At 35.8% G+C, this 21,859-nt stretch carries 17 protein-coding genes and 2 pseudogenes; 10 read left to right on the top strand and 9 right to left on the bottom strand.

The features are described 5' to 3' along the window. Nucleotides 1–177 precede the first annotated feature (177 nt). Together ACFINW_RS05265 and ACFINW_RS05260 are read left to right on the top strand one after the other, a co-directional pair. Nucleotides 178–363, top strand: a complete 186-nt coding sequence (locus ACFINW_RS05265) for a hypothetical protein (protein ID WP_375612034.1) — start codon at nt 178–180, stop codon at nt 361–363. A gap of 49 nt (nt 364–412) precedes the next feature. After that, nucleotides 413–830 (top strand): annotated as a pseudogene (locus ACFINW_RS05260) (phage antirepressor KilAC domain-containing protein); the annotation flags it as partial. A gap of 244 nt (nt 831–1,074) precedes the next feature. Here the strand turns inward: ACFINW_RS05260 and ACFINW_RS05255 are convergent. From ACFINW_RS05255 to ACFINW_RS05240, 4 genes and pseudogenes are all read right to left on the bottom strand, one after another. Next, nucleotides 1,075–1,605 (bottom strand): hypothetical protein, encoded by a 531-nt coding sequence (locus tag ACFINW_RS05255; protein WP_375673867.1) that lies wholly within the window; start codon nt 1,603–1,605, stop codon nt 1,075–1,077. Between the two features lie 3 nt (nt 1,606–1,608). Then, a complete protein-coding gene (locus ACFINW_RS05250) occupies nt 1,609–2,202 on the bottom strand; it encodes a hypothetical protein (protein ID WP_375673865.1) in 594 nt (197 codons plus the stop codon). A gap of 33 nt (nt 2,203–2,235) precedes the next feature. After that, on the bottom strand, nt 2,236–2,502 hold the full coding sequence (locus ACFINW_RS05245) for a hypothetical protein (protein ID WP_375621692.1): 267 nt from the start codon (nt 2,500–2,502) through the stop codon (nt 2,236–2,238). A 90-nt stretch (nt 2,503–2,592) separates the two neighbouring features. Further along, a pseudogene (locus ACFINW_RS05240) lies at nt 2,593–2,784 on the bottom strand (DEAD/DEAH box helicase family protein); the annotation flags it as partial. 620 nt (nt 2,785–3,404) lie between these two features. On the opposite strand from ACFINW_RS05240, the gene ACFINW_RS05235 reads away from it, so the two are divergent. The 4 genes from ACFINW_RS05235 (at nt 3,405) to ACFINW_RS05220 (ending at nt 9,229) form a co-directional block, all read left to right on the top strand. Then, nucleotides 3,405–4,013, top strand: coding sequence for a fumarylacetoacetate hydrolase family protein (locus tag ACFINW_RS05235; RefSeq protein ID WP_375621691.1), 609 nt, complete (start codon nt 3,405–3,407; stop codon nt 4,011–4,013). Beyond that, nucleotides 4,010–4,642, top strand: coding sequence for a LysE family translocator (locus ACFINW_RS05230; protein ID WP_375640997.1), 633 nt, complete (start codon nt 4,010–4,012; stop codon nt 4,640–4,642). Before ACFINW_RS05235 ends, ACFINW_RS05230 begins: the two co-directional genes overlap by 4 nt. 781 nt (nt 4,643–5,423) lie before the next feature. Further along, nucleotides 5,424–6,824: an amino acid permease gene (locus tag ACFINW_RS05225; protein ID WP_375612030.1), complete on the top strand. Its 1,401-nt coding sequence runs from the start codon at nt 5,424–5,426 to the stop codon at nt 6,822–6,824. A 1,013-nt stretch (nt 6,825–7,837) separates the two neighbouring features. Beyond that, complete coding sequence (locus ACFINW_RS05220) at nt 7,838–9,229, top strand: amino acid permease (protein ID WP_375640998.1); 1,392 nt, start codon at nt 7,838–7,840, stop codon at nt 9,227–9,229. Nucleotides 9,230–9,355: 126 nt separating this feature from the next. On the opposite strand, the gene ilvC is transcribed toward ACFINW_RS05220, so the two are convergent. The 3 genes from ilvC to ACFINW_RS05205 all read right to left on the bottom strand — a co-directional run bounded on the left by ilvC (nt 9,356) and on the right by ACFINW_RS05205 (nt 13,382). Further along, nucleotides 9,356–10,375, bottom strand: coding sequence for a ketol-acid reductoisomerase (ilvC, locus tag ACFINW_RS05215; RefSeq protein ID WP_375612028.1), 1,020 nt, complete (start codon nt 10,373–10,375; stop codon nt 9,356–9,358). A 1,067-nt stretch (nt 10,376–11,442) separates the two neighbouring features. Next, the gene (locus tag ACFINW_RS05210; protein WP_375640999.1) at nt 11,443–12,177 is read right to left on the bottom strand and encodes a pyridoxine 5'-phosphate synthase; all 735 of its coding nucleotides are present in this window, start codon (nt 12,175–12,177) and stop codon (nt 11,443–11,445) included. 83 nt (nt 12,178–12,260) lie between these two features. Further along, a complete protein-coding gene (locus ACFINW_RS05205; protein ID WP_375629922.1) occupies nt 12,261–13,382 on the bottom strand; it encodes an ATP-dependent RecD-like DNA helicase in 1,122 nt (373 codons plus the stop codon). A 1,038-nt stretch (nt 13,383–14,420) separates the two neighbouring features. Between ACFINW_RS05205 and ACFINW_RS05200 the strand changes: the two genes are divergently transcribed. From ACFINW_RS05200 to ACFINW_RS05185, 4 genes are all read left to right on the top strand, one after another. Then, nucleotides 14,421–15,347, top strand: coding sequence for a D-2-hydroxyacid dehydrogenase family protein (locus ACFINW_RS05200; RefSeq protein WP_375629925.1), 927 nt, complete (start codon nt 14,421–14,423; stop codon nt 15,345–15,347). 229 nt (nt 15,348–15,576) lie between these two features. Then, nucleotides 15,577–16,005 carry an MFS transporter gene (locus tag ACFINW_RS05195; RefSeq protein ID WP_375621342.1) on the top strand — a complete coding sequence of 143 codons (429 nt, stop codon included), beginning with the start codon at nt 15,577–15,579 and terminating at the stop codon, nt 16,003–16,005. An 88-nt stretch (nt 16,006–16,093) separates the two neighbouring features. Beyond that, nucleotides 16,094–16,252 carry a hypothetical protein gene (locus ACFINW_RS05190; protein ID WP_375640849.1) on the top strand — a complete coding sequence of 53 codons (159 nt, stop codon included), beginning with the start codon at nt 16,094–16,096 and terminating at the stop codon, nt 16,250–16,252. Nucleotides 16,253–16,979: 727 nt separating this feature from the next. Further along, on the top strand, nt 16,980–17,333 hold the full coding sequence (locus ACFINW_RS05185) for a hypothetical protein (RefSeq protein WP_375640848.1): 354 nt from the start codon (nt 16,980–16,982) through the stop codon (nt 17,331–17,333). A gap of 1,147 nt (nt 17,334–18,480) precedes the next feature. On the opposite strand, the gene ACFINW_RS05180 is transcribed toward ACFINW_RS05185, so the two are convergent. Then, nucleotides 18,481–20,280 (bottom strand): acetolactate synthase 3 large subunit, encoded by a 1,800-nt coding sequence (locus tag ACFINW_RS05180; RefSeq protein WP_375613385.1) that lies wholly within the window; start codon nt 20,278–20,280, stop codon nt 18,481–18,483. 270 nt (nt 20,281–20,550) lie between these two features. Then, entirely contained in the window at nt 20,551–21,423 is an 873-nt protein-coding gene (gene miaA / locus ACFINW_RS05175) for a tRNA (adenosine(37)-N6)-dimethylallyltransferase MiaA (protein ID WP_375640847.1), read from the bottom strand. Nucleotides 21,424–21,859 lie beyond the last annotated feature (436 nt).

Below are 21,859 nucleotides of genomic sequence, written 5' to 3'. Positions count from 1 at the left end.
CTAATCTTCCGCAATTTAAAAGCTTTAACTCATTGTATGCTAATAGCTTTGTCAGGTGTGGCTATGCCATATACCCCTTCGGGGAAAGGCGTAACGACGGACTAGATGCCGTGTTTCTTAGTGCCCAGCACTCTTTTAGAATGTCATTAAGGAACGTCTAACATCTAAGAATTCTTTATGAATACCATTATTAAAATTACTGAATTATGTGGCAAAAGGCATGACAATATTATGCGTGACATCAAGAAAACGCTTGAAGAACTTAACGCCCTCAAATTTGAGGAGGTTGATTTTGGTGGGCACTACCTTGATAACAAAAGTGAAAGCCGCCCTGTTATAACCTGCCAAAGCGTGAATGCTTAATTCTTGTTTCTAGTTACAGCACTGCCTTACGAGCAAAGATAATTGACCGTTGGAAAGACAAGTAGCTATTCCACAAATTGATTACTCCAAACCCGAGGTATTACTTGGCGCCTTAAATCATCTACAAAATCAAATTAAGCAGAAAAACCATGTTATTTCAGAATTAGCACCAAAAGCTTTAGAAGGCTTAAAACGCTCTGATGGTTTGTTTGGTTTGATTGAAGCCGCGAAGATGTTGGAGATAAGACCAAAGGATTTAATAGATTACTTACGTAAAAATGATTGGGTGTATCGACGTGGTCCATTGTTACCTTAATCAGGATAAAATCAACAAAGGATTCATGGACTGTTCTGCCATCACCATTCAAAAATCGGATGGAACAGAAAAGGTGCTGCCTTCAACAAAAATCACACCTAAAAGATTGGCGGCATGTTTGAGAGAACAAGTCCACGGAGGTGTGCAATGAAGGTAGATTCTAACTTCTTATGCGATTTATGGATGGCATTATCTCAATTTTCTAGACATGAAAATATGAGTGATAAGATTGTACTGCTCTGGTTGACATCATGAGTTTAGTAGAAAAAGCTTTGATTTTAAAACTTCAAGATGAAGTGCCTATCCTTCTTTCGATATCTTTCTCATCTGACGCTCCATAAAAAAAGCCCCACAAAAGTGGGGCTGGATAAAATGATGTTCTAATCAATCTCGCGTTAATTATAATAAAGTGGCTCGCTACATCCACGGGCGCCTATTTTTTCATCTTCTACATAACGAGAATGCGCAAAATTCCGTACAAGATGATCATTGTTAGAGCCACCAGTCCAATCGCCTCCTTCCAACATAACATTTATGTCTACACGTAAACTGCTTCCTTGCTCCCCTGTATGCCATTTAGTCACTGGATAACAACCAGATAAATATTGCCAAACATAACCGCAACCATCCTCACAACCGATATGCGAAATCATCCGTCTATTGTTTGTATCAACGTGTCCTCCAGACGTCTTAAGAGAAGGCGCTTGATTGCCGACAATACTGGTTGCTTGATTACTTCCATACATGCATGGCGAAAACTCATCACTCGTCAAAAATCTCTTATTAACAGACCAAAAATCAAATGCATGATCCGCATAGCTACGATTGGTCGTAATCGGAACACCATATGCCAACTTTGCATTTGCATCTGTCCCTGATTGAAGATAAATATCAACCCAAATATTCTTCCACGGATCGTAAACCATTCCCTATGGATCACTCCTCGGACAGTGATTTAAACACCAAACAGAATTGGGCAAAACATCCCCGGCTTGGTAACCCGATAAGAGATGACCTTCAATCTCACCAACATCCGCACATAGCGTATGAAATCCACCGATCTTTTCAGAATTATCCTTTGTATAGCCATCAGGAGCCGTCGGATTTTGCGAAAGCTCAAAGGATAGCTCATTCGTCTGATCTTTTAAGATGAGATATATATAATAATCCTTTCCTGCTTCAAGATCTTCGTCAAAAGTCATCCTTCCACGCCCTAGAACGCGGTAAAAGATGGACCTATCCCCATTCTCTCCACCATGATAAAAGCGAAAACATGCCCCGTCATTGATCACAACACCTTTTCTATTTTTCGGATCGGCTTCCAGAATTCTGTCAGGTTGATGAAAACGCACATTCTCTAAAAAATTAGTGGAAAGAGAACCTACCTTACTTTGAAGTTCAGAAAGACTGTCACTGTTCCTCTGTGCCTTCTCTTGAACTTCTGTCAATGCACTCTTCGCTTCTTCCGCTAACATTTTTGCCTCAGAGGCGGCTGTATTCGCAGAATTTGTCGTTGCTGTCACCGTGTCTAATGAACTCTTGACCTCTCCAAGCCCTTACTTTGTCGTATCAGCCTCTTCTTTTGCTTGCTCCGCAACATTTATCGCTTCTTCCGCTGTTATCTTCGCAGTCTCAGCTACTTCCTTGGCTTCTACAACCAAAGGTTCTACCTTATCTGCCTTAACCTGCACCGCTTCACAAATGATCAGATCAAATTCTGATAAACCGTATTTCTCTTGCGCATCCGCAATCACTTGGATTAATTGGTAAGTAGAAAACACCACGGTCATTGCATTCGCTAAGACTTTATTTGTTTTTTTCAAAGCTTTTGAACATCAGTTGGTAGCTGATAGAGCCAAGATCTGAGACATCGAGTTCGACAACAGCATCTTTGTTTTACGACTCTTGCCAACTTATGTATCAGAATACACCACAAAGGAATGAAACAGTACTTCTATATAGCGTGTCCATTCTCTTATCGTTTGTGACATCAAAGCCAGAAAAGGCACGAGAAACAAAACACGCTCTCCAGTTCCGGCTATTTGTTGTGCTATCTTAAAGCTGGTAAAAATCTTCTCCGTTCCAAATGCCATAATAAGTTTGCCACGGTCTGCTTCTTTTTAACCATCACAGACTTTCTCATACTTTTGGATTTGTTGAAAAGTTATCCCTAATTGGTGCCCTAATTGCTTTTACGACATTCCCAGCATTTTTTTTGAAAGCGATTTTTTGCCTATAGAAATGTCGTTAAAATGTGGCTTTTTGCTTTTCACTTTCAAGTCCCCCGCCGGTTGCGAGCACCCTCGCATTAGTATTCCGAGAGCCTGAAAGGATTGAATACGAACCAGATTTTTACTTTTAGTGCTCATAGCACCTAGACATAGAAAAATATCCATAATTCTGAGACACCCACAGAGTAGGCTCATTTATGATCGAACTTTAGGGCTTTCAGACCCTACTAATCGCTGCGTAGACGAGCAAAATCACTCTTTAAGTAATAAAGTAATTTCAGGAGATTAGCAATCAAAATGAAAATAATCTCAAAGACTATAAGATTGAGCACTCTTCAAAAGAGGATAATGCGAAGGGCTGTCATCGTGGTTAGTCATTAACCCACATAATGCTTCTTTTCCAGAAAACGCAAAACGCGATATAAGAAAAAATGTTGTTTGCAAAGTTTTCTCTTGCCTATACAAAGAGAAAATGAAAAATTTGGAGGGCTCCCATGATAAATGACATCTACTGTGTTGGATACAATTATGTTGAACATGTTCATGAACTAGGTAATGTTGTTGAAGATGAACCCGTTATCTTTAGCAAGCCAAAAAGTTCACTCGTTTTAGGCAATGAAATTTATCTCCCTAATTTTTCCAAAGAAATACATTTTGAAACCGAAATTGTACTCAAAATCTCAAAGGACGCTTTCATGATCATGGAGGAAGAAGCAGAAGAATGCTATGATGCCGTAGCAATAGGTCTTGATCTCACCGCGCGGGATTTGCAAACAAAACTGAAAGAAAAAAAGCTTCCTTGGCTTTTATCGAAAGGATTTAAAGGCGCTGCATACGTCTCTGACTTCATAAACAAAGAAAAAATAAACAACCCAATAACCTTTGCAATGAAGTTGAATGGCGAAACAAGACAAGTTGGCAATACGAAAAATATGATCTTTAGCTTTGAGAAGATAATCTCATTTTTAAGTCACTACATTCAGCTAAGACGTGGTGATCTCATATACACAGGCACTCCACAGGGTGTCGGAAAACTTTCTCAGTTTGACAGAATAGAATTGTATCTCGAAAATCAATTAATTTCAGAGCTAAAAGTAAAATGAATCATCAAATACTGACCTTTTTCATTGTTTCATTTTTTTTAGTCATCTCACCGGGGCCGAATATGTCCCTTATCATCGATAATGCAACGAGATTGGGAAGAAAGAACGCATTTGTAAACGTTTTAGGATTGTGTACAGCAACATATGTGCATGGGGCATTTTCCATACTAGGTGTATCAGCGCTCATTCTCAACAACAAAACGCTGTTTTTTTTAGTAAAACTCATGGGTGGCAGCTATTTATTATACATGGGCTTTAAATCAATTAAATCTGGAATACACAGCTTAAATTCAAAAGAAAGAAGTTCAACGAATGAAAAGCATGCTACGAGTGAAACAAAGCTTTTAACCAGCTATATGGACGGTTTTCTGACACAAATACTAAACCCCAAAGTATCTATATTTTACATAGCAGCTTTTCCAAAATTCTTAGCTTCTGGAGGTAGCATTAAAAAAGGTTTTGAACTTGTCACAATACATTCTTTCAACATCTTTGCATGGTTTACTTTAATGACCATTTTTATATCATTTGCCAGTACCGCCTTAAACAAGCAGCGGGTAAAAGGCTCGATTAACATTGCGACAGGAACAGTTTTATCTCTGTTTTCTTTTTTCATTTTCTTTGGATAGTTTTATCTTTGATAACAAATTGTAAAGTTAATAGAGCAATCTTTTCCTGATTCTGTCTCTCACTATGAATAGTGAGATCTCTAACAGAGCTTATACAATCCCCAGTTCTTTTTTTCTTTATATAACTGAATTACGTTGCATTTCTTTATCATACTCTCAAGGACGTTTGTGTAAACAATGTGAGTTTCTCGCAATATTTTATAAAATGTTACCAATATCTAAACAAAATCCTTATTCATCACTTTAAAAAAATAAGCTATGATATTCCTCTTTTCGTTTATGAAACAAAAGTAACTTTTTGATTTATGATAGCACCATACAAACAAAAAAATGATTTAAAAATCATTTTAATTTTCCATTAAAAATTGTTTCTTAAACTAAGATGAGAACTCTCGAGTGCTATTTGAGCAAAAAGTAAACTCTCACCATTATGAATAATAATAAATAATGCACTGATTACAAATAATAAGTTTCAAAAAATTATAAAAACTCCTGACAACTTTCTGAAATAATTTTAAAAGCCCCACGTCTTTTAATGAACAATTAATTTGTTATTCATAACAATAAAAAGCTCCCCATTCAAATATCTGTTACGTTATTTAAGAGGACAACATTCTCTTTTTTCAAAAGCATATTCCTAAAACATATTCTTTTCTTTATCCACACAAAATCATAAAAAACGTTTTTTTCCTTTACACCTCATTTATATCATGCTTCGATACAAAATAATGCTTTTTTAGTGTAATTTAATCTCAAAATAATTAAAGGGAACCCCCAAAAAATGAGCTACAAACAAAATTTAAAAGATAATTCTCAGAATAAGTTACAGCGTGGACTACACAACCGACATGTACAACTTATAGCCATTGGTGGTGCTATTGGAACAGGTCTCTTCATGGGGGCAGGAAAAACAATTAGTGTGGCAGGTCCTTCCATCATACTCGTTTATGCTATTATCGGTTTTGCTCTATACTTTGTCATGCGTGCTATGGGAGAATTGTTGCTTTCTAATTCACAATACCGATCTCTTATTGATTTTTCAACCGATATGCTAGGACCGGGAATCGCTTTCTTTGTTGGCTGGAGCTATTGGTTGAGCTGGGTTGTAACTGGAGCTGCTGACATTATTGCCATCATCACTTATATGAACTTTTGGTGGCCAACACTCAATCCATGGTTTACCGTTTTTACCTGCATTAGTGTCTTTTTAATCTTTAACCTCTTTGCCGTGAAACTATTCGGTGAACTTGAATTCTGGTTTGGCCTTATCAAAGTCGTCGCAATTTTAGCATTAATTGTTGTGGGATTTTATATGATCGTTACGGGCTTTACCTCTCCCAATGGTACGGTTGCTTCTCTCAATCACGTATGGAACGATGGCAATATCTTTCCGCGAGGAATGACAGGTTTTTTTGCTGGATTTCAAATTGCTATTTTTTCTTTTGTTGGTATAGAAATTGCTGGAACAACCGCTGCTGAAGTAAAAGAACCTAAAAAAGTGCTCCCCAAAGCAATTAATGCAATACCGGTCCGTATTGTACTCTTTTACATTTTTTCTCTCGCTGTAATTATGTCTGTCACACCTTGGGATCAAATTGTTCCAGATAAAAGCCCCTTTGTCTCGATGTTTTGGCTTGCAGGCATTCCGATAGCTGCTGGCTTGGTAAACTTTGTCGTTATCACCTCAGCTGCCTCTTCAGCAAATAGTGGTATTTTTTCTACCAGCCGTATGATATATGGACTTGCAACACAAAAAGGTGCCCCTCCAATTTTAGGTAAACTTTCCAGATACCATGTTCCAGCCAATGCTCTATTCTTTTCCTGTTTATGTATTTTAATAGGGTATACAATTGCCTCACTCTCTCCAAGCCTCATAAGTGCTTTTACAATTGTGACAAGCATTTCAGCTATTGCATTTTTATTCGTATGGTCTGTAATTTTGATTAGCTATATTGTGTATCGTCGCAATCGCCCTCATCTACACGCTGAATCCATTTATAAAATGCCAGGAGGTGTTATCATGTGTGGGATAATTTTAGTTTTCTTTGTTTTCATGCTCTATTTGTTGACATTAGAAGCTGATACTCTACTAGCCTTAAAATATAGTATATTCTGGTTTGTTTTCTTAGGTATAATGTATTTTATGTTTGTAAAGAAAAAAATAACTCAAGGTAACAAATAAAGTCTATACATAAAAACATCTCAAAAAAGGGTAATTTTAGTTACCCTTTTTCTACTTAACCTCCTCCCCAAACATCAAAAAACGACGATTCCTACCGGCACCGGTTTGTAAACAATCCGGCTTATTAAGGGGGAATGCTGCTGATCATTTATATGGTTCACCTACATAAGGCTCTATGGGCTAGCCCTGCCCTGAACACTCACCACCCATTCTAAAAATACTTAATGCGTAAAATGTTATATGCTTTATATCACTACTCTACACAACAGTATTTTACTGCACAATAGGATAAGAAACGAGCTATTCTATAAAAAATTCTCTATAAACTTCACTGACATTGTTTACTAATAAAACATGAGATTTATCTAAAACTTTCCCCCCAAAAAAATTTATATTCAATTTTTTATCAAAATTAAAAATATAGCTCTAAACAGAATATATCTTAATAGCTATCTGCAATAAAAAAAGATTCTATGAAAATATTTTTCTATTTGTAATAAATTTTAAATATTAATACTTAAATGTAAATTTAAAATATATTTTTTAATGTTTCAAATAATAGTTTAAATATTTAAAATTATTTTATTTATATACAAAGTTTTATATTTAATAAGTTTACAATTTTATTTATATTTTTATATAGATAACAATATCTATAAATAAATAAATTTAAATATAAAGATATTTATATAAAAATTACTATAAACAAATATACATAAATATAAATTATTATTTATATACATATAATAATATATAATATAAATTATATTATATATTATTATAATAATACTTATGTATAAAACATAAAAAAATCAAAAAAATATAATACAATTTATCTTTTGTTTCTTATATATAAAATAATTATTCCATTAATTAATAATGTTTTTGCTTTATTCACATATAGTCATAGAAAAAAATTCCTTTACTCCTTAACCATAGCGTGTTCCGATAGAAGGAATTACCTTTTTTAGGGTAATTTTTATTTAAAAATAACTAAGGAGAACTCCCCAAAAATGAACAAACAAAATTTAGAAAAAAAACCTAAGAAGAAATTGCAACGTGGACTACATAACCGACACATACAACTTATAGCCCTTGGTGGAGCGATTGGAACAGGTCTCTTCATGGGATCAGGAAAAACAATCAGTGTAGCAGGCCCCTCAATTCTACTCGTTTATGCAATTATTGGTTGTGCTCTATACTTTGTCATGCGTGCTATGGGAGAGTTATTGCTTTCTAATACACAATACCGATCTTTTATTGACTTCTCAACCGATCTTCTAGGGCCATGTGCCGGATTCTTTATCGGCTGGACATATTGGTTGTGTTGGATTGTCACTGGAACTGCTGAAATTATTGCTATTGTCACTTATACACATTTTTGGTGGCCTGAACTCAATCCGTGGATTCCTGTTATAATTGGTCTTATGTCCTTTTTAATTCTTAACCTCGTCGCCGTAAAACTATTTGGCGAACTTGAGTTTTGGTTTGGTTTTATCAAAATCGTAGCAATTCTAGTCCTAATCGTTGTAGGATTTTATATGATCTTTACCGATTTTGTCTCTCCAAACGGTACGGTTGCTTCTCTTAGCCATATATGGAACGGTGGGAATATTTTTCCGCGAGGAATTACAGGCTTTTTTGCTGGATTTCAAATTGTTATTTTTGCTTTTGTTGGCATTGAACTCGCTGGAACAGCTGCTGCTGAAGTAAAAGAGCCTCAAAAAGCTTTACCACAGGCTGTTAATTCAATACCAATCCGCATTGTATTCTTTTATATATTCTCTCTTCTTGTGATTATGTCTGTGACGCCGTGGGATCAAATCAGTCCAGAAAAAAGCCCATTTGTAACAATGTATGCACTTATTGGTATCCCAACTGCTGCAGGTTTGATGAACTTTGTTGTCCTCACAGCTGCCGCCTCTTCAGCAAATAGTGGAATTTTTTCTACCAGCCGTATGATATATGGGCTAGCAACACAAAAAGGTGCTCCTAAATTTTTAGGAAAACTTTCTCGTAACCACGTTCCAGCCAACGCATTATTCTTTTCATGTATATGCATCTTATTTGGTTATGCCGTTGTATCGTTATCTCAAACACTCATAGCTGCTTTTACAATTGTTACGACAATTGCCGCAACTTTGTTTATATTTGTATGGTCTATCATTTTGATCAGCTATATCGTCTATCGCCGCAATCGTCCTCTCCAGCATACTGTCTCTCCTTATAAAATGCCAGGAGGTGTTGTTATGTGTTGGGCGCTTCTTGTTTTCTTTGCATTCATTATCTATTTATTGTCATTAGAAGCTGACACTGCCATAGCTTTAAAATACACTCCAGCATGGTTCATATTTTTAGGAATTGTATACTTTCTTTTTGGGAAAAAGAATTATGCAAAAAATTAAAAAATAAAGCTTATATTACAAAAAACATATAAACAAAAAACATATAAAAAGGGTAACTAAAGTTACCCTTTTTATATTTATCTATAAAATTATAAAAGCTATTGACAAAATATCTCTGTAGAATCTTCAATTACGCTCTTTATCAACCAAAGCATTCGATTTTATCCAAGGCATCATAGAACGAAGTTTTTTACCCACTTCTTCAATAGGATGATTATCATTTAAACGCCGCATACTTTTAAAATGAGCAGCACCAGCTTTATATTCTTGAATCCAATTCGATGTAAATTTACCCGTTTGAATATCTTTCAATATACGTTTCATTTCTGCTCTGGTTTCATCCGTAATCACACGTGGACCAGACATATATTCACCCCATTCAGCTGTATTAGAAATCGAATAATTCATATTTGCAATGCCCCCTTCATACATGAGATCAACAATCAGTTTAACCTCATGCAAACACTCAAAATAAGCCATTTCCGGTGCATAACCTGCTTGTGTTAATGTTTCATAACCTGCTCGAATCAATTCAACAAGACCACCACAAAGAACCGCTTGTTCACCAAAAAGATCAGTTTCGCACTCTTCTTTAAATGTTGTTTCAATCACCCCTGCACGTCCACCACCAAGTCCACATGCATAAGATAATGCTACATTATGTGCATGCCCTGAAGCATCTTGCGCCACCGCTATTAAGCAAGGAACACCACAACCCCGTTGGTATTCATGACGAACTGTATGCCCTGGACCTTTAGGAGCAATCATCACAATATCAACGTTTTTTTTAGGTTCAATCAAGCCAAAATGAATGCTCAAACCATGCGCAAAAGCAATCGCTGCCCCATCGTGTAAATGATCATGAATATGTTCCTTATAAATATCAGCTTGCAATTCATCTGGTGTTGCCATCATAATGAGATCTGCCCATTTTGCTGCTTCAGCAACACTCACCACTTCAAAACCATCAGCCATGGCTTTTTTTACTGTTTCCGACCCTGAACGCAAAGCTATTTGCACATTTTTAACACCAGAATCTTTCAAGTTTAAAGCGTGCGCACGCCCTTGAGAACCATAACCAACAATGGCTACTTTTTTCCCTTTAATGAGATTAACATCCGCATCACGATCATAATAAACACGCATAAAAAATTCCTTCTTTCTCTATTTAAACTGGATTTCAGATTATTTTTATTCAATAAGAAACATTATCTACAGTGCATCACACACTTATAAAGACAAAAAACACCGCTTATAAGAACACAGCAATTGAATAATTTTAAAGTTTACATATTGCATAGAAAAAACTGTAGTCCCCAAACATTCCTAAAACATATACGGATCCCCAAATAAACTTCAACTGCTATTCTACAAAAACAATAATTACACAAAATAAGATTTCTAAAGAAAATTTAGCTAATATTCTACTCTTTTATCGTGCAACAAAACGCTATATTCTAAAAATTAAGATACAACATACAATCTTTAACATGAACCAAATCAATACGGATAGCAAGAAAAATTACAAAATAACAAGTATTGTTTTAATACAACCTTCAAAAGCATATACAACAATATCTTTAGAATAATAGAGAGGATGTTTTTACTTTTTACGTTCTTTTAATATCCACGCCTCTCACACGAAGAAGCCCCCATACGGCTATTATGTTATCCATTTATGGCGCCTTATAAAAAAATTTTAATATGCTCAAGCCCTTTTCAAGAATTCCCTATAATAGTGTAAGATTTATTGCACATCACTCTCTTTACTTCATAAAGCTACAAGTCGATATCATCATTCTATTTAACAGCTCCTATTGCATTAAGCTTATTCATAAGGAGATTTTACGTTATACTATTTACAGATAACCCAAAAATGAGCTCAAATATCAAGAAAATTTGTGTATTAATCCATTAAAATCCTACGCACTCCTTTATAAGGGAAATACTTTCAAAACCCTACTTCTTCTCCATTCAAAGAAATTATAATAAGAAGATTTTAAAACTTCCTCATAATGGATAGTACAAATAAAAAAGCATTTCATACCCTAAAAAACACAAAAAATAGAAAGCTACTAATAAACAGAGGAAAATAGAATATTTTATAATGTATGCTAATAGTGCTATTTATCTCAACATATATAAAATTGTTTTTTAGATAAATTGATAAAGCTTTATAAAAATTTTTTCCCAATTTTATAGAGAAACAAAGATTACGATAATAACCGGATAAAACGCTGAACAGTATCATGCATTCCATACTCTAATGCATCAGCAATAAGCCCATGGCCAATAGAAACCTCATCAAGCCAAGGAATACTTTTGACCAGAGCAGGAAGGTTCATAAGTGTCAGATCATGCCCAGCATTCATACCTAACTGCAACTCTTTAGCTCTTCTTGCTGCTAAAACAAGTTTATTGAGCTCTTGATCTTGTTTTGTTTTATCCTGAAATGCACCACCATAAGGTCCCGTGTAAAATTCCACACGATCAGCGCCCATTGCTTTAGCAATATCAAGACCATCGACAGCAGGATTAGCAAAAAGGGATACACGAATCTTTCTTTTTTTTAAATTCTGAATAATAGGTGCTAAAAATTCTGCATCATGAGCAAAATTCCACCCATGATCAGACGTTGACTGATCTGGATCATCAGGAACAAGGGTAATCTGGTCCGCATAATTTTCAGCGATATCCAAAAATTGATCACTTGGATAACCTTCAATATTAAACTCAGCAGTAGGAAAAGTGTTCTTTATTAAACAGTATATATCTGGCAAATCCGAAAAACGAATATGCCTTTCATCAGGGCGCGGATGAACCGTCAAACCTGTTGCTCCAGCAGCAAGCGCTATATGCCCAATATTCGTTATACTTGGCCACGGAAGATTACGTCGATTACGCAAAACAGCAACAGCATTAAGATTAACCGAAAGTTTTACCGCCATGCCCATTTCCATTTTTTATAGTGTGTAACAAGATAGAAAAAAGGCATTTTCCATCTGAAACTGAGATGATACACATATTTTCTCTATCGAACAATCGTTAAACGCTCTGCTGCGCGGGTAATTCCCGTATAAAGCCAGCGCGCATACATATCACGAAATGCAAAACTTTCATCAAACAAAACGACATTATTCCATTGAGAACCTTGCGCCTTATGAACCGTTAATGCATACCCATAATCAAAATCATCATATCGCTTTTTTAATTGCCATGAAATTTCTTGATCAGGGTTTTCAAACGCTGCTTTTAAAAGTTTAATCTTTGCTACCCCACGCTCACTTTCTTCTGGTTTCACAAGAAGATTAATACTTGGTTTAACGGTCTCCTTCTGTGAAGTCATCACCTTCCATAAAGAGCCATTCAACAAACCTTTAATCGGATCATTTCGCAAACACACCAGCTTATCTCCCGCTTGTGGATAATCTGCTGTAAATCCCTTTAACACACGCAAACGCTGATTATAAAGGTGGCGTGTACGATTAACCCCTACCAAGACCTGATCAGCATCCAAAACCAATTGTTGATTGACCTCTTTACGTGTCACAACGCGCGCTTCTCCATAGTCACCATAAGCAATATCGCGTCCTTCACGTACATCCATAGCAAGACGTATAATCGGATTATCTCGCGCTTGCCGATGAATTTCTGAAAGAAGAAAATCTGGTTCTCCATTAGAAAAAAAGCCTCCACCTGATATAGGAGGCAATTGACCCGGATCACCAAGAACAAGAATTGGCGTTCGAAAACTCATTAAATCACGGGCCAATTTTTCATCTACCATCGAGCACTCATCAACAATAATGAGTTTAGCTTGTGCAGCAGCACTTCTTCGATTTAACGTAAATGTTGGAGCAATAGACTTTTTTCCTGTTATTTCATCGGAAACTTCCTCTTCTCCACGCGGACAATAAATTAGCGAATGAATCGTACAAGCATTGCTTGCACCTTTAGAACGCAAAACCTGCGCGGCCTTCCCTGTAAAAGCAGCAAATTGAACAGAACCATCAACTGTCTCTGCAAAATAGCGTGCAAGCGTCGTCTTACCCGTCCCCGCATAGCCAAAAAGGCGAAAAAGAGGAAAACGCCCTTCCTTCAACCACGCGGCAACAGCCTTCAATGCATTATCCTGTTCCGGCGAAAACTGCATAGCTTACCAACATAAGATTTGCATAAAAAGAGCAGTATTTTGAAAAAAAACGACTATCAAGAAAAACCTTTTTATTAAGAATTGCTGACACACGCCCATCTAACAACTTTCGTAGCACAATTATCAATTATTTACCCATTGTTTTTTCAAGATATTGTAACAATCTAAATTTTATCTATACATCGATCTTCTTGGTAACACCTTATGCGTATCAAATAAAATATCATTTTTTACAACAGTAACACCAACAATGGAAGATGCATATCTTAAATTTAAAATAACACCTATATACGCTTTTTCTAACCAAAATTTAGAATGAGAAAAAGAGCATTGCAATTGCAAAACCCTCACTAGAAAAAATGTCCTTAACAGGATAAAAATAATGTAATTTTTGAACGCTATTTTACACAATCAATCAGCTTTCTTGCACATAAAATAAAGTACATCCACTATTACGAAATAATAATTAAATATATCAAAAACCTTTTAGCAGAAATAAAAATAGCTCTCAACAAAACGACTTAATCCTATGATGATACACCTATAAAGTTCCTATCTCCCTCTCATCATGATTTTAATAAATTTACTCTTCATGCTACAAATAAGTGATATCTCAACGAATAAAGAGAGACATCACACTTATATGAAGCACGCTTTATCTCGCACAAATATGTAGCTTTTTCTGTTTCAACAATAAAATATGGTTCGTAAGTATGGCCTTCTTGGTGGTCTATTATAGAAAACTGGGACATGGCTTTAGTCCAGCGTAGCACTTCAGGTTCGTCCTCTAGAATATGAGAAAAGCGCAATTCTCCATCTACTGAGTCAAACTTTTTCTTTTTGTCGCAATGTTTTAAAGTTTATAAAAACTAACTGATTAATGCTATTCTTATTGCTAGAAATAACAATAAATCAAGGGATATAATTTGTTAATAGGCTTGGCGTTATGTCAAAATATCAGCGATGAGATTGCTTTTTGGTTGTTTTAGAAATGAAATAATGAGCTCAAATATTGATGAATGAAACGGGAGGTTTAAATTGAAAATATTAATTCCAGATGACTATCAAAAAGCCACCCTAACATTACAGTCTATTACAAAATTAATGACATCACATGAAGTGCTGGTTATAAATAATTTAGCTAAAGAATGTGATTTAGAAGATAAGCTCAAAGAGATAGATATTCTTATCTTAATCAGAGAGCGGACTATAGTTGATAGAAATCTTCTCCTGAAACTGCCAAATTTAAAATTAATCTGCCAAACAGGCCCTATAGGTTCACATATTGATATAGAAACTTGTAGAGACTTAGGAATTGAAATATTAGACGGTGGTGGAGATCCAACTTCTGCTGCTGAATTTGCGTGGCTCTTAATTATGTCTGCGCGTAGAAAACTCTGTAAATCTGTATCTGATATGAAAAAAGGACGATGGCAAACAACATTTGGCAACCAAATGAAAGGGGCTACTCTTGGAATATTCGGGTTTGGCCGTATTGGTAAAATGGTTGCTCAATATGCTCAAGCTTTTGGCATGTCCATTTTGGTTTATGGGAGCGAGCGTTCAACGCAAGAAGCAAAAAATTTAGGTTATCATTTTACGCATTCAAAAGATGAATTTTTTACACGTCCTGACGTTATATCCGTCCATTTACGTTTAAGCGATAAAACCAGAGAAATCATAAAATTAGATGATCTATTGAGCATGAAACCTCATGCTATTTTTGTCAACACAGCGCGTTCAGCTTTGGTTGAAAAAGGGGCGATAGAAAAAATACTAAGTTTGGAAAATTCAATTTACTTTGCACTGGATGTTTATGACAGCGAGCCAGTATATGAAAGCAAATTATTGCAATCAGATAGAGTTCTTTGCACACCGCATCTGGGCTATGTGACTGAAGAAAGCTTTGAGAATTATTTTGAAAAAGCTTGCCAAAATATAGCTTCTTTTATAAAGAGCACTTAATGCCGGCTGAGCCAATGTTTGTAAAATTATCTTATATCACTAGCATATCAAATTTGTACGACACATAATAGCTTATTTCCTTAAATTAAGCATATTCCTTAGCTTTCATATTCATACCAATCGTATTGACAGATTTTTATGTAATCAGCATAAAATACCTCATTTATTATTGCAATCATTATTAAAAAAGGCTACTTCATTGGAATGCACTTTAATTGGAGGGGGCATAGTGGGCAATAATAAATTTATAGAAAAAAATTATTATAGATGGATTGTATTACTTGTTGCCACGATCGCTCAAGCATCAGCCTGCTTCTTTGTTCAAGGGATTGGTCCTTTAGCTGAATTTTTTAAGAAGGATTTCTCGCTTAGTGACTCTCAGATAGGTTTACTATCTTCAGCAGCACAGTTCCTACCTATTATTGGATTACTTGTAGCTGGTGAATTACTAGACAAGTTTAACGAGCACTATATTATTGGAGTTGGCGCGATCGGCGTTTCTGTCGCTCTTTTGTTGGAAGCAATCGCAGATAACTATATTTCCCTTTTGGTTTGTTTGCTAATTGTAGGGGGATTTATAGTTCTGCTCAACTCGGTAGTGCTAAATCCGTTTCTTCATGGTTTCCACAATCGCAACGCGGATTTGCAATGGGAATAAGGCAGGCGGGGCTACCATTAGGTAGAGGCATTAGCTGGGTATAGTTATTCCTGCGAGTGCCCTTGTCTATGGCATACAAGGTGCGTTTTTGGTCGGTGCCATCGTTTCTTTTTTAGGGGGATGTATATTTATTATTTTTTATCACGCACCAGCAAAAGTTATCACTATCGTTCCAGAAAGCAAGGCAAAAGTTTCGTTCTATGCAAATGTAAGGTCACGTCTTGCGATGTGGCTGCGCCGCATATGAAGAATAATATTTTTTCAAACGTTTCACTTGTGATCGTTTAATATGTTTTAACCATTTTTATAACGATTTATTTTTATAGAATCTATCACCTGTCTCTAGATAAAAGTGCTTATTTATTTTTTGTTTCACAGGCTTCTGGTGCCTTAGGAAGAATTATTTTAGCAGCGTGGAGTGATCATTGTAGAAAAGGACGATTTTTTCCTGTCTTGTTTTGCATGATTGCAATCGTTTTTGGATTTTTAATATTAATTTTGAGCATGAGTGGATCGATAATTTATTTAACTATTTTATCTGCTTGGTTAGTTTTTGGAGGAATGGGATAGTATGGCCCTTGGGTTGCTTATATTGTAGACTCTTCGCCGAAAGAAAGCGTTGGCTTTTCTCTGGATTTAGGAATGTCTATAAATCAAATCGCAATCATTACTGCTCCACCATTATTTGGATTAATCCAAAATTTTACAGAAACTTATTTACTAACATGGCTGATTTTAATTATTGTTTTTTCACTTTTCTTAATAAGAAAGTAGGGAAATATAATTGGGGAGGAAATTATAATGATAAATGAAAATACTTTTGAGTTGAGCAATATCGAAAGAGACAAACTTTGGGAGGCTTTAGACCATGTTATTTATGATCCATACGGGTGGTATTGAATATTCGGTTGAGCTAAAAAATAGCATTTTCGCTGCTACCCCATAGAATATTAACAATTCTTATGAACCAAAAGGTGTCTATTACTCCCAGACCATATCTAATCTTTGAAAATCTTCCAATTGATAGACAAATTAATACGTCACCTAATCCTTATAATTTAGATGAGTCTTGTAAAAGTGGCTATATTAGCGAAAATTTAATTATGATGTTTTCTTTATTGATCGGAGAGCCTTATTCAATTAAGTTTGAAGGCGAACATATAGTAAATAACCTAGTTCCTTTAGAGGATAATAAAAAAGATTATACAGGATTAGGATCTGAAGTTGAATTAGATTTTTATACAGAAAATGCTGCACTAAAATTTATAACGAGTTTAAATTTATCTCCTAAAGGGGATAATTTTATCTGGTGTTCGCAATGGTGTTGATGGCCCGTTAACGAGAATATCTGATACACGTCTAGCTTTAAAACTTTTAAGTGAGGAGGATTTGAGGAGCTTAAGGGATAATTTATATATAATTAATGTTCCCTATAGATGGAGAAAAAATGGGGTAACCTCTACAAGTAAAGTGCCCCTAGTTCAAGGGGACGGTGAATTCCCAGATATCAGCGCTGTTTTTTATCCAGGCATGTTAGAGCCACAGTCAAAAAAGCCAAGAAAGCTTCAGATCATTTTTATGAAGCTATTAAGGCTGTATCTTTTGGAATTGATGTACAACCCATAAGATTATTATACATTGATAACAGAATGGCTCTACACTCTAGAGATAAATTTTATGGATCATTTGATCGTTATGAAAATCCAATGCGGTGGATTCAAAGAGTGTTTGTGTCTGCAGATTTATGGAATCATAGATATGTAGAACAAATAAAAGAAAGAGTATTTGATTTTCAATGCTAATGTCCTGATAATGATATAATGGTGAGTATTATTCTGATTTATATATATATTGACTACATATCTCATATGTATAGATTCCTCCCGCATAATCAGGTGAGGCTACTACCTGATTATAGGCTATGGTGGCCAATTGATTTTCTATGACTGCATTTGCTTTTTGTTATATTTGCCCTTCTTTTCAAGTCGCTAGGGGATTCTCCTATCAAGCCCTTGAAAGAGTGATTTGGAGTAATTTCATAATGCGAAACCAAAACATAGTGACAAACTTTTCTATTGTTTTCACAAATATGACGGTTTGCATGGTTGCACCCTTCAAGCAGTGTGGCTTTTTTTCTTGCACGATGAAATCATTCATATATGAGACAACATAATTAATTTATAACAGATAATTCAATGTATTATCTAAAAAATGCAACGAAATAGCTATTAATGTGAACATATGAATTAAAAAAACAAACATCGCGTACAAATAAATTCAAACATAATTGTGCACACGACTTATAACATTTTTTAGATGAACAAATAATAATACACCCCATGTCTTTAAACAAAGAATGAAAATCATAAAATGAGCTCTAAGGATAATAGGAACTCTCCACAAAGAAGTGACAGAGATGAAGACTCCAAAGACTTCATCATCACCATCCTTCAGCATTTTGTTAACATATTCATTTTATACAAGAATCTTTCCCTCGGAAGAAATAGCATTTGCAATAGCTTCTTCGCTTGCCTCATCGGGTAATAACATCTCATTATGAGCACATCCCGATGGGATCATAGGAAAACAGTTTTCTAAATGATAAACACGACAATCAAAAAGAACAGGCTTATCACAGTCAATCATCTGCTGAATTTTATCATCAAGTTCATCGGGTTTTGAACAATGAATTCCCACGGCTCCATAAGCTTGTGCCAATTTCACAAAGTCAGGCATAGATTCCGTATAAGAATGAGAAAGACGATTACCATGCAGCAATTGCTGCCACTGGCGGACCATTCCCATATACTGATTATTTAAAATGAAAATTTTCACCGGTGTGTCATGCTGAATAGCTGTTGCAAGCTCTTGAATATTCATCTGAATGGAGGCATCACCAGAAATACACACAACAAGCGCATCAGGATGCGCTATTTGAACACCTATAGCAGCAGGTAAACCATATCCCATCGTTCCAAGACCACCAGAAGTCATCCAATGTTTTGGTTCATCAAAATGATAATACTGCGCTGCCCACATCTGATGCTGCCCGACATCCGTTGTAATATAAGCATTCGCATCTTTGGTAAAAGCATACAGCCGTTCAAGAGCATATTGCGGCATAATGACATCTTTTTTCTCCGCATATGCCAATGAATTACGAGCTTTCCAACGGTTAATTTGCGTCCACCACGCCTCACGGACTTCACTGTTAAACGCTGGTTGCTGTATCTTTAAGAGTTGCGTCATATCTCCTAAAACACAAGCCACATCACCAATAATTGGAACTTCTGCTTTTACAATTTTATTGATAGAAGAAGGGTCAATATCAATATGAATAATACGCGCATGAGGTGCAAATGCATCAAGGCGCCCGGTGATACGATCATCAAATCGTGCTCCAACAGCTAACATGACATCACAATCATGCATGGCCATATTAGCCTCATAGGTTCCATGCATTCCAAGCATTCCAAGCCAATTTTTACCGGAAGCAGGATAAGCACCAAGTCCCATTAATGTTGAAGTAATCGGAAAATCCCCCAATTGAACCAAATTACGTAAAAGCTGTATAGCTTTCATCCCCGATGAAATAACACCACCTCCAGAATAAATAATAGGGCGTTTTGCCTCAACTAAAAGAGAAACGGCAGATTCAATAGCCTTAGTATTCCCTTTCAACGATGGAAAAGAATGTAAAGACTCCTGAACTTGAGGTGCTCTATAAAATCCTGAAGCAAATTGAACATCCTTAGGAATATCAATCAAAACCGGCCCAGGACGACCTGATTGAGCAAGAAAAAAAGCTTCATGAATAATAGCCGCAAGATCATTGACATTTTTAACCAGCCAATTACGCTTCGTACAAGGCTTTGTAATTCCAACTGTATCAGCCTCTTGAAAAGCATTTGTTCCAATCACCGTTGTTGACACCTGCCCAGAAAAACAAATAAGAGGTATCGAATCCATAAGAGCATCTTGCAAAGGTGTAACAGCATTCGTTGCCCCTGGACCAGAAGTCACAAGCATAACCCCTACCTTCCCTGTGCTGCGTGCATAGCCTTCAGCTGCATGCCCTGCGGCTTGTTCATGGCGCACCAAAATATGCTGGAGTGTATCTTGGTGATAAAGAACATCAAAAATAGGCAAAACAGCCCCACCAGGATAACCAAAAATATGTTCAACGCCTTGATCTATAAGAGCTTGAACCACTATTTCAGCGCCCGACATTATTTTTCCATCTGCACTCTCTTGCTTTCTTGGATCATTTCTCATTTTTCCCACTCACCTACTTTATAGGACAATAAAAAAGCCCCTAACGGAGCCCATAAAAAAAGCCCCCAAAGGAGCCCATTACACAACACATACTGTATGATTACCCCCATTATTCCAACGTATAAAATATATAAAAAATTCCTTGTAGAGAGATTTCTAATTCCATTGATACCATTCGTCAATAAAAAATTATATTTTCTAAAAAATTTCTTTTTCACGAATTATCTTTTATCTTTCGATAAGTTTCTTTGCAAAGCTCTAACTCTTTTATCAAAAAGTAAGCATCCATTCTTCATCAAATTGATTACGAAACCATGTCATTTGTCTTTTTGCATATCTCCTCGTTTGTATTTTTACCGCTTCAAGAGCATTCTCAAAGCTTCTATATCCATCCAAATAAGCCATAAATTCAGGTATACCAATAGCCTTCATTGCTGGTAAAGAAGGGGAAAGTTTAAGTTTTTTCATAGCCACCACTTCTTCTAAAGCTCCTCTTTCAATCATAGAATCCAAGCGTTTATGAATACGTTCATAAAGCAGAGAACGTGGTGGCATGAGAAGAATTTTTTCGGTCAAATTCGGCGCAATGATAGGTGTTGTTTTTTGTTTCTGCCACCAACTGAGCGTCTTACCGGTTGCATCATAAACTTCCAAAGCACGGACAATACGCTGTCTATCGTGCGAAGAAATTTTTTCAGCAACAACAGCATCAATCTGCAACAACTGGCGATAAAGACTTTCAGGTCCCTCTTTATCAAGCAGCAAACGCCACTTCTGCCGCACAACATCTGGAACATGAGGGATTTCCGAAATCCCCTCTAAAAGAGCACGAAAATAAAGTCCTGTCCCACCAACAAAAATAACTGATCTTAAAGAAAAAGTAGTCAATAGCTTCTCGACATCACACAACCATTGCCCTACCGAATAATTCAAAATAGGACTCACATGACCATAAAGATAATGGGGAACAATCGCGGTATCAGCCTCCCCCGGCCGTGCCGTTAAAATATTTAAAACATCATAAACCTGCATTGAATCAGTATTAATAATGAGAGCATTTTTTTCTTGAGCCATTTGCAAGGCAAGTTCTGACTTCCCACTTGCCGTTGGCCCCGCTATTAATGTAACTGTTCTCTGTGCCATGAATAGCAATTTCTCCCAATCAATAATTTATTACAACATGCAGACACCCCCAAAGCCTTCCTGTATTTTCTCTCCATTATCATAGAGTAAATACTTCAAACAAAAAATACGAACACAAATTCCCCTTAAGACAAAGCCCCTTATGAAACTTATAAAAAAGAAAAAATGGACTTAATAACAACACCAAAGGAATTTCCAAGCATTTTTTGCTATCGTAATTCAATAACAAACCACAGCTATAATAATTCTGTCCGTTAAGGCCATTAAAAATATACTCTTTGTCATCATTTATGAAAATAATACTAAGTTTAATCTATACAATCAAATAGCTTTATTTTTTCCTATAAAAATAGCATGCTAAGCCGGTTTATAATAAGAGCCTCATAAAGCATCATATCAATACCATTTACTTGCGCATCACAAGCAGAGATAAAAA

Origin of the sequence: Bartonella sp. AA18HLJMS (assembly GCF_042197245.1) — a bacterium.
Lineage (GTDB): Bacteria > Pseudomonadota > Alphaproteobacteria > Rhizobiales > Rhizobiaceae > Bartonella.
The sequence above is the reverse complement of the archived record's forward strand: the minus strand, read 5'-3'. Positions and strand labels throughout refer to the sequence as shown.

What these genes read in the sequence shown, in the direction of transcription:
- ACFINW_RS05265 (WP_375612034.1), top strand. Translation starts at nt 178, where the DNA reads ATGAATACCATTATTAAAATTACTGAATTATGTGGCAAAAGGCATGAC.
- ACFINW_RS05255 (WP_375673867.1), bottom strand. Translation starts at nt 1,605, where the DNA reads ATGGTTTACGATCCGTGGAAGAATATTTGGGTTGATATTTATCTTCAA.
- ACFINW_RS05235 (WP_375621691.1), top strand. Translation starts at nt 3,405, where the DNA reads ATGATAAATGACATCTACTGTGTTGGATACAATTATGTTGAACATGTT.
- ACFINW_RS05230 (WP_375640997.1), top strand. Translation starts at nt 4,010, where the DNA reads ATGAATCATCAAATACTGACCTTTTTCATTGTTTCATTTTTTTTAGTC.
- ACFINW_RS05225 (WP_375612030.1), top strand. Translation starts at nt 5,424, where the DNA reads ATGAGCTACAAACAAAATTTAAAAGATAATTCTCAGAATAAGTTACAG.
- ACFINW_RS05220 (WP_375640998.1), top strand. Translation starts at nt 7,838, where the DNA reads ATGAACAAACAAAATTTAGAAAAAAAACCTAAGAAGAAATTGCAACGT.
- ilvC (WP_375612028.1), bottom strand. Translation starts at nt 10,375, where the DNA reads ATGCGTGTTTATTATGATCGTGATGCGGATGTTAATCTCATTAAAGGG.
- ACFINW_RS05210 (WP_375640999.1), bottom strand. Translation starts at nt 12,177, where the DNA reads ATGGCGGTAAAACTTTCGGTTAATCTTAATGCTGTTGCTGTTTTGCGT.
- ACFINW_RS05205 (WP_375629922.1), bottom strand. Translation starts at nt 13,382, where the DNA reads ATGCAGTTTTCGCCGGAACAGGATAATGCATTGAAGGCTGTTGCCGCG.
- ACFINW_RS05180 (WP_375613385.1), bottom strand. Translation starts at nt 20,280, where the DNA reads ATGAGAAATGATCCAAGAAAGCAAGAGAGTGCAGATGGAAAAATAATG.
- miaA (WP_375640847.1), bottom strand. Translation starts at nt 21,423, where the DNA reads ATGGCACAGAGAACAGTTACATTAATAGCGGGGCCAACGGCAAGTGGG.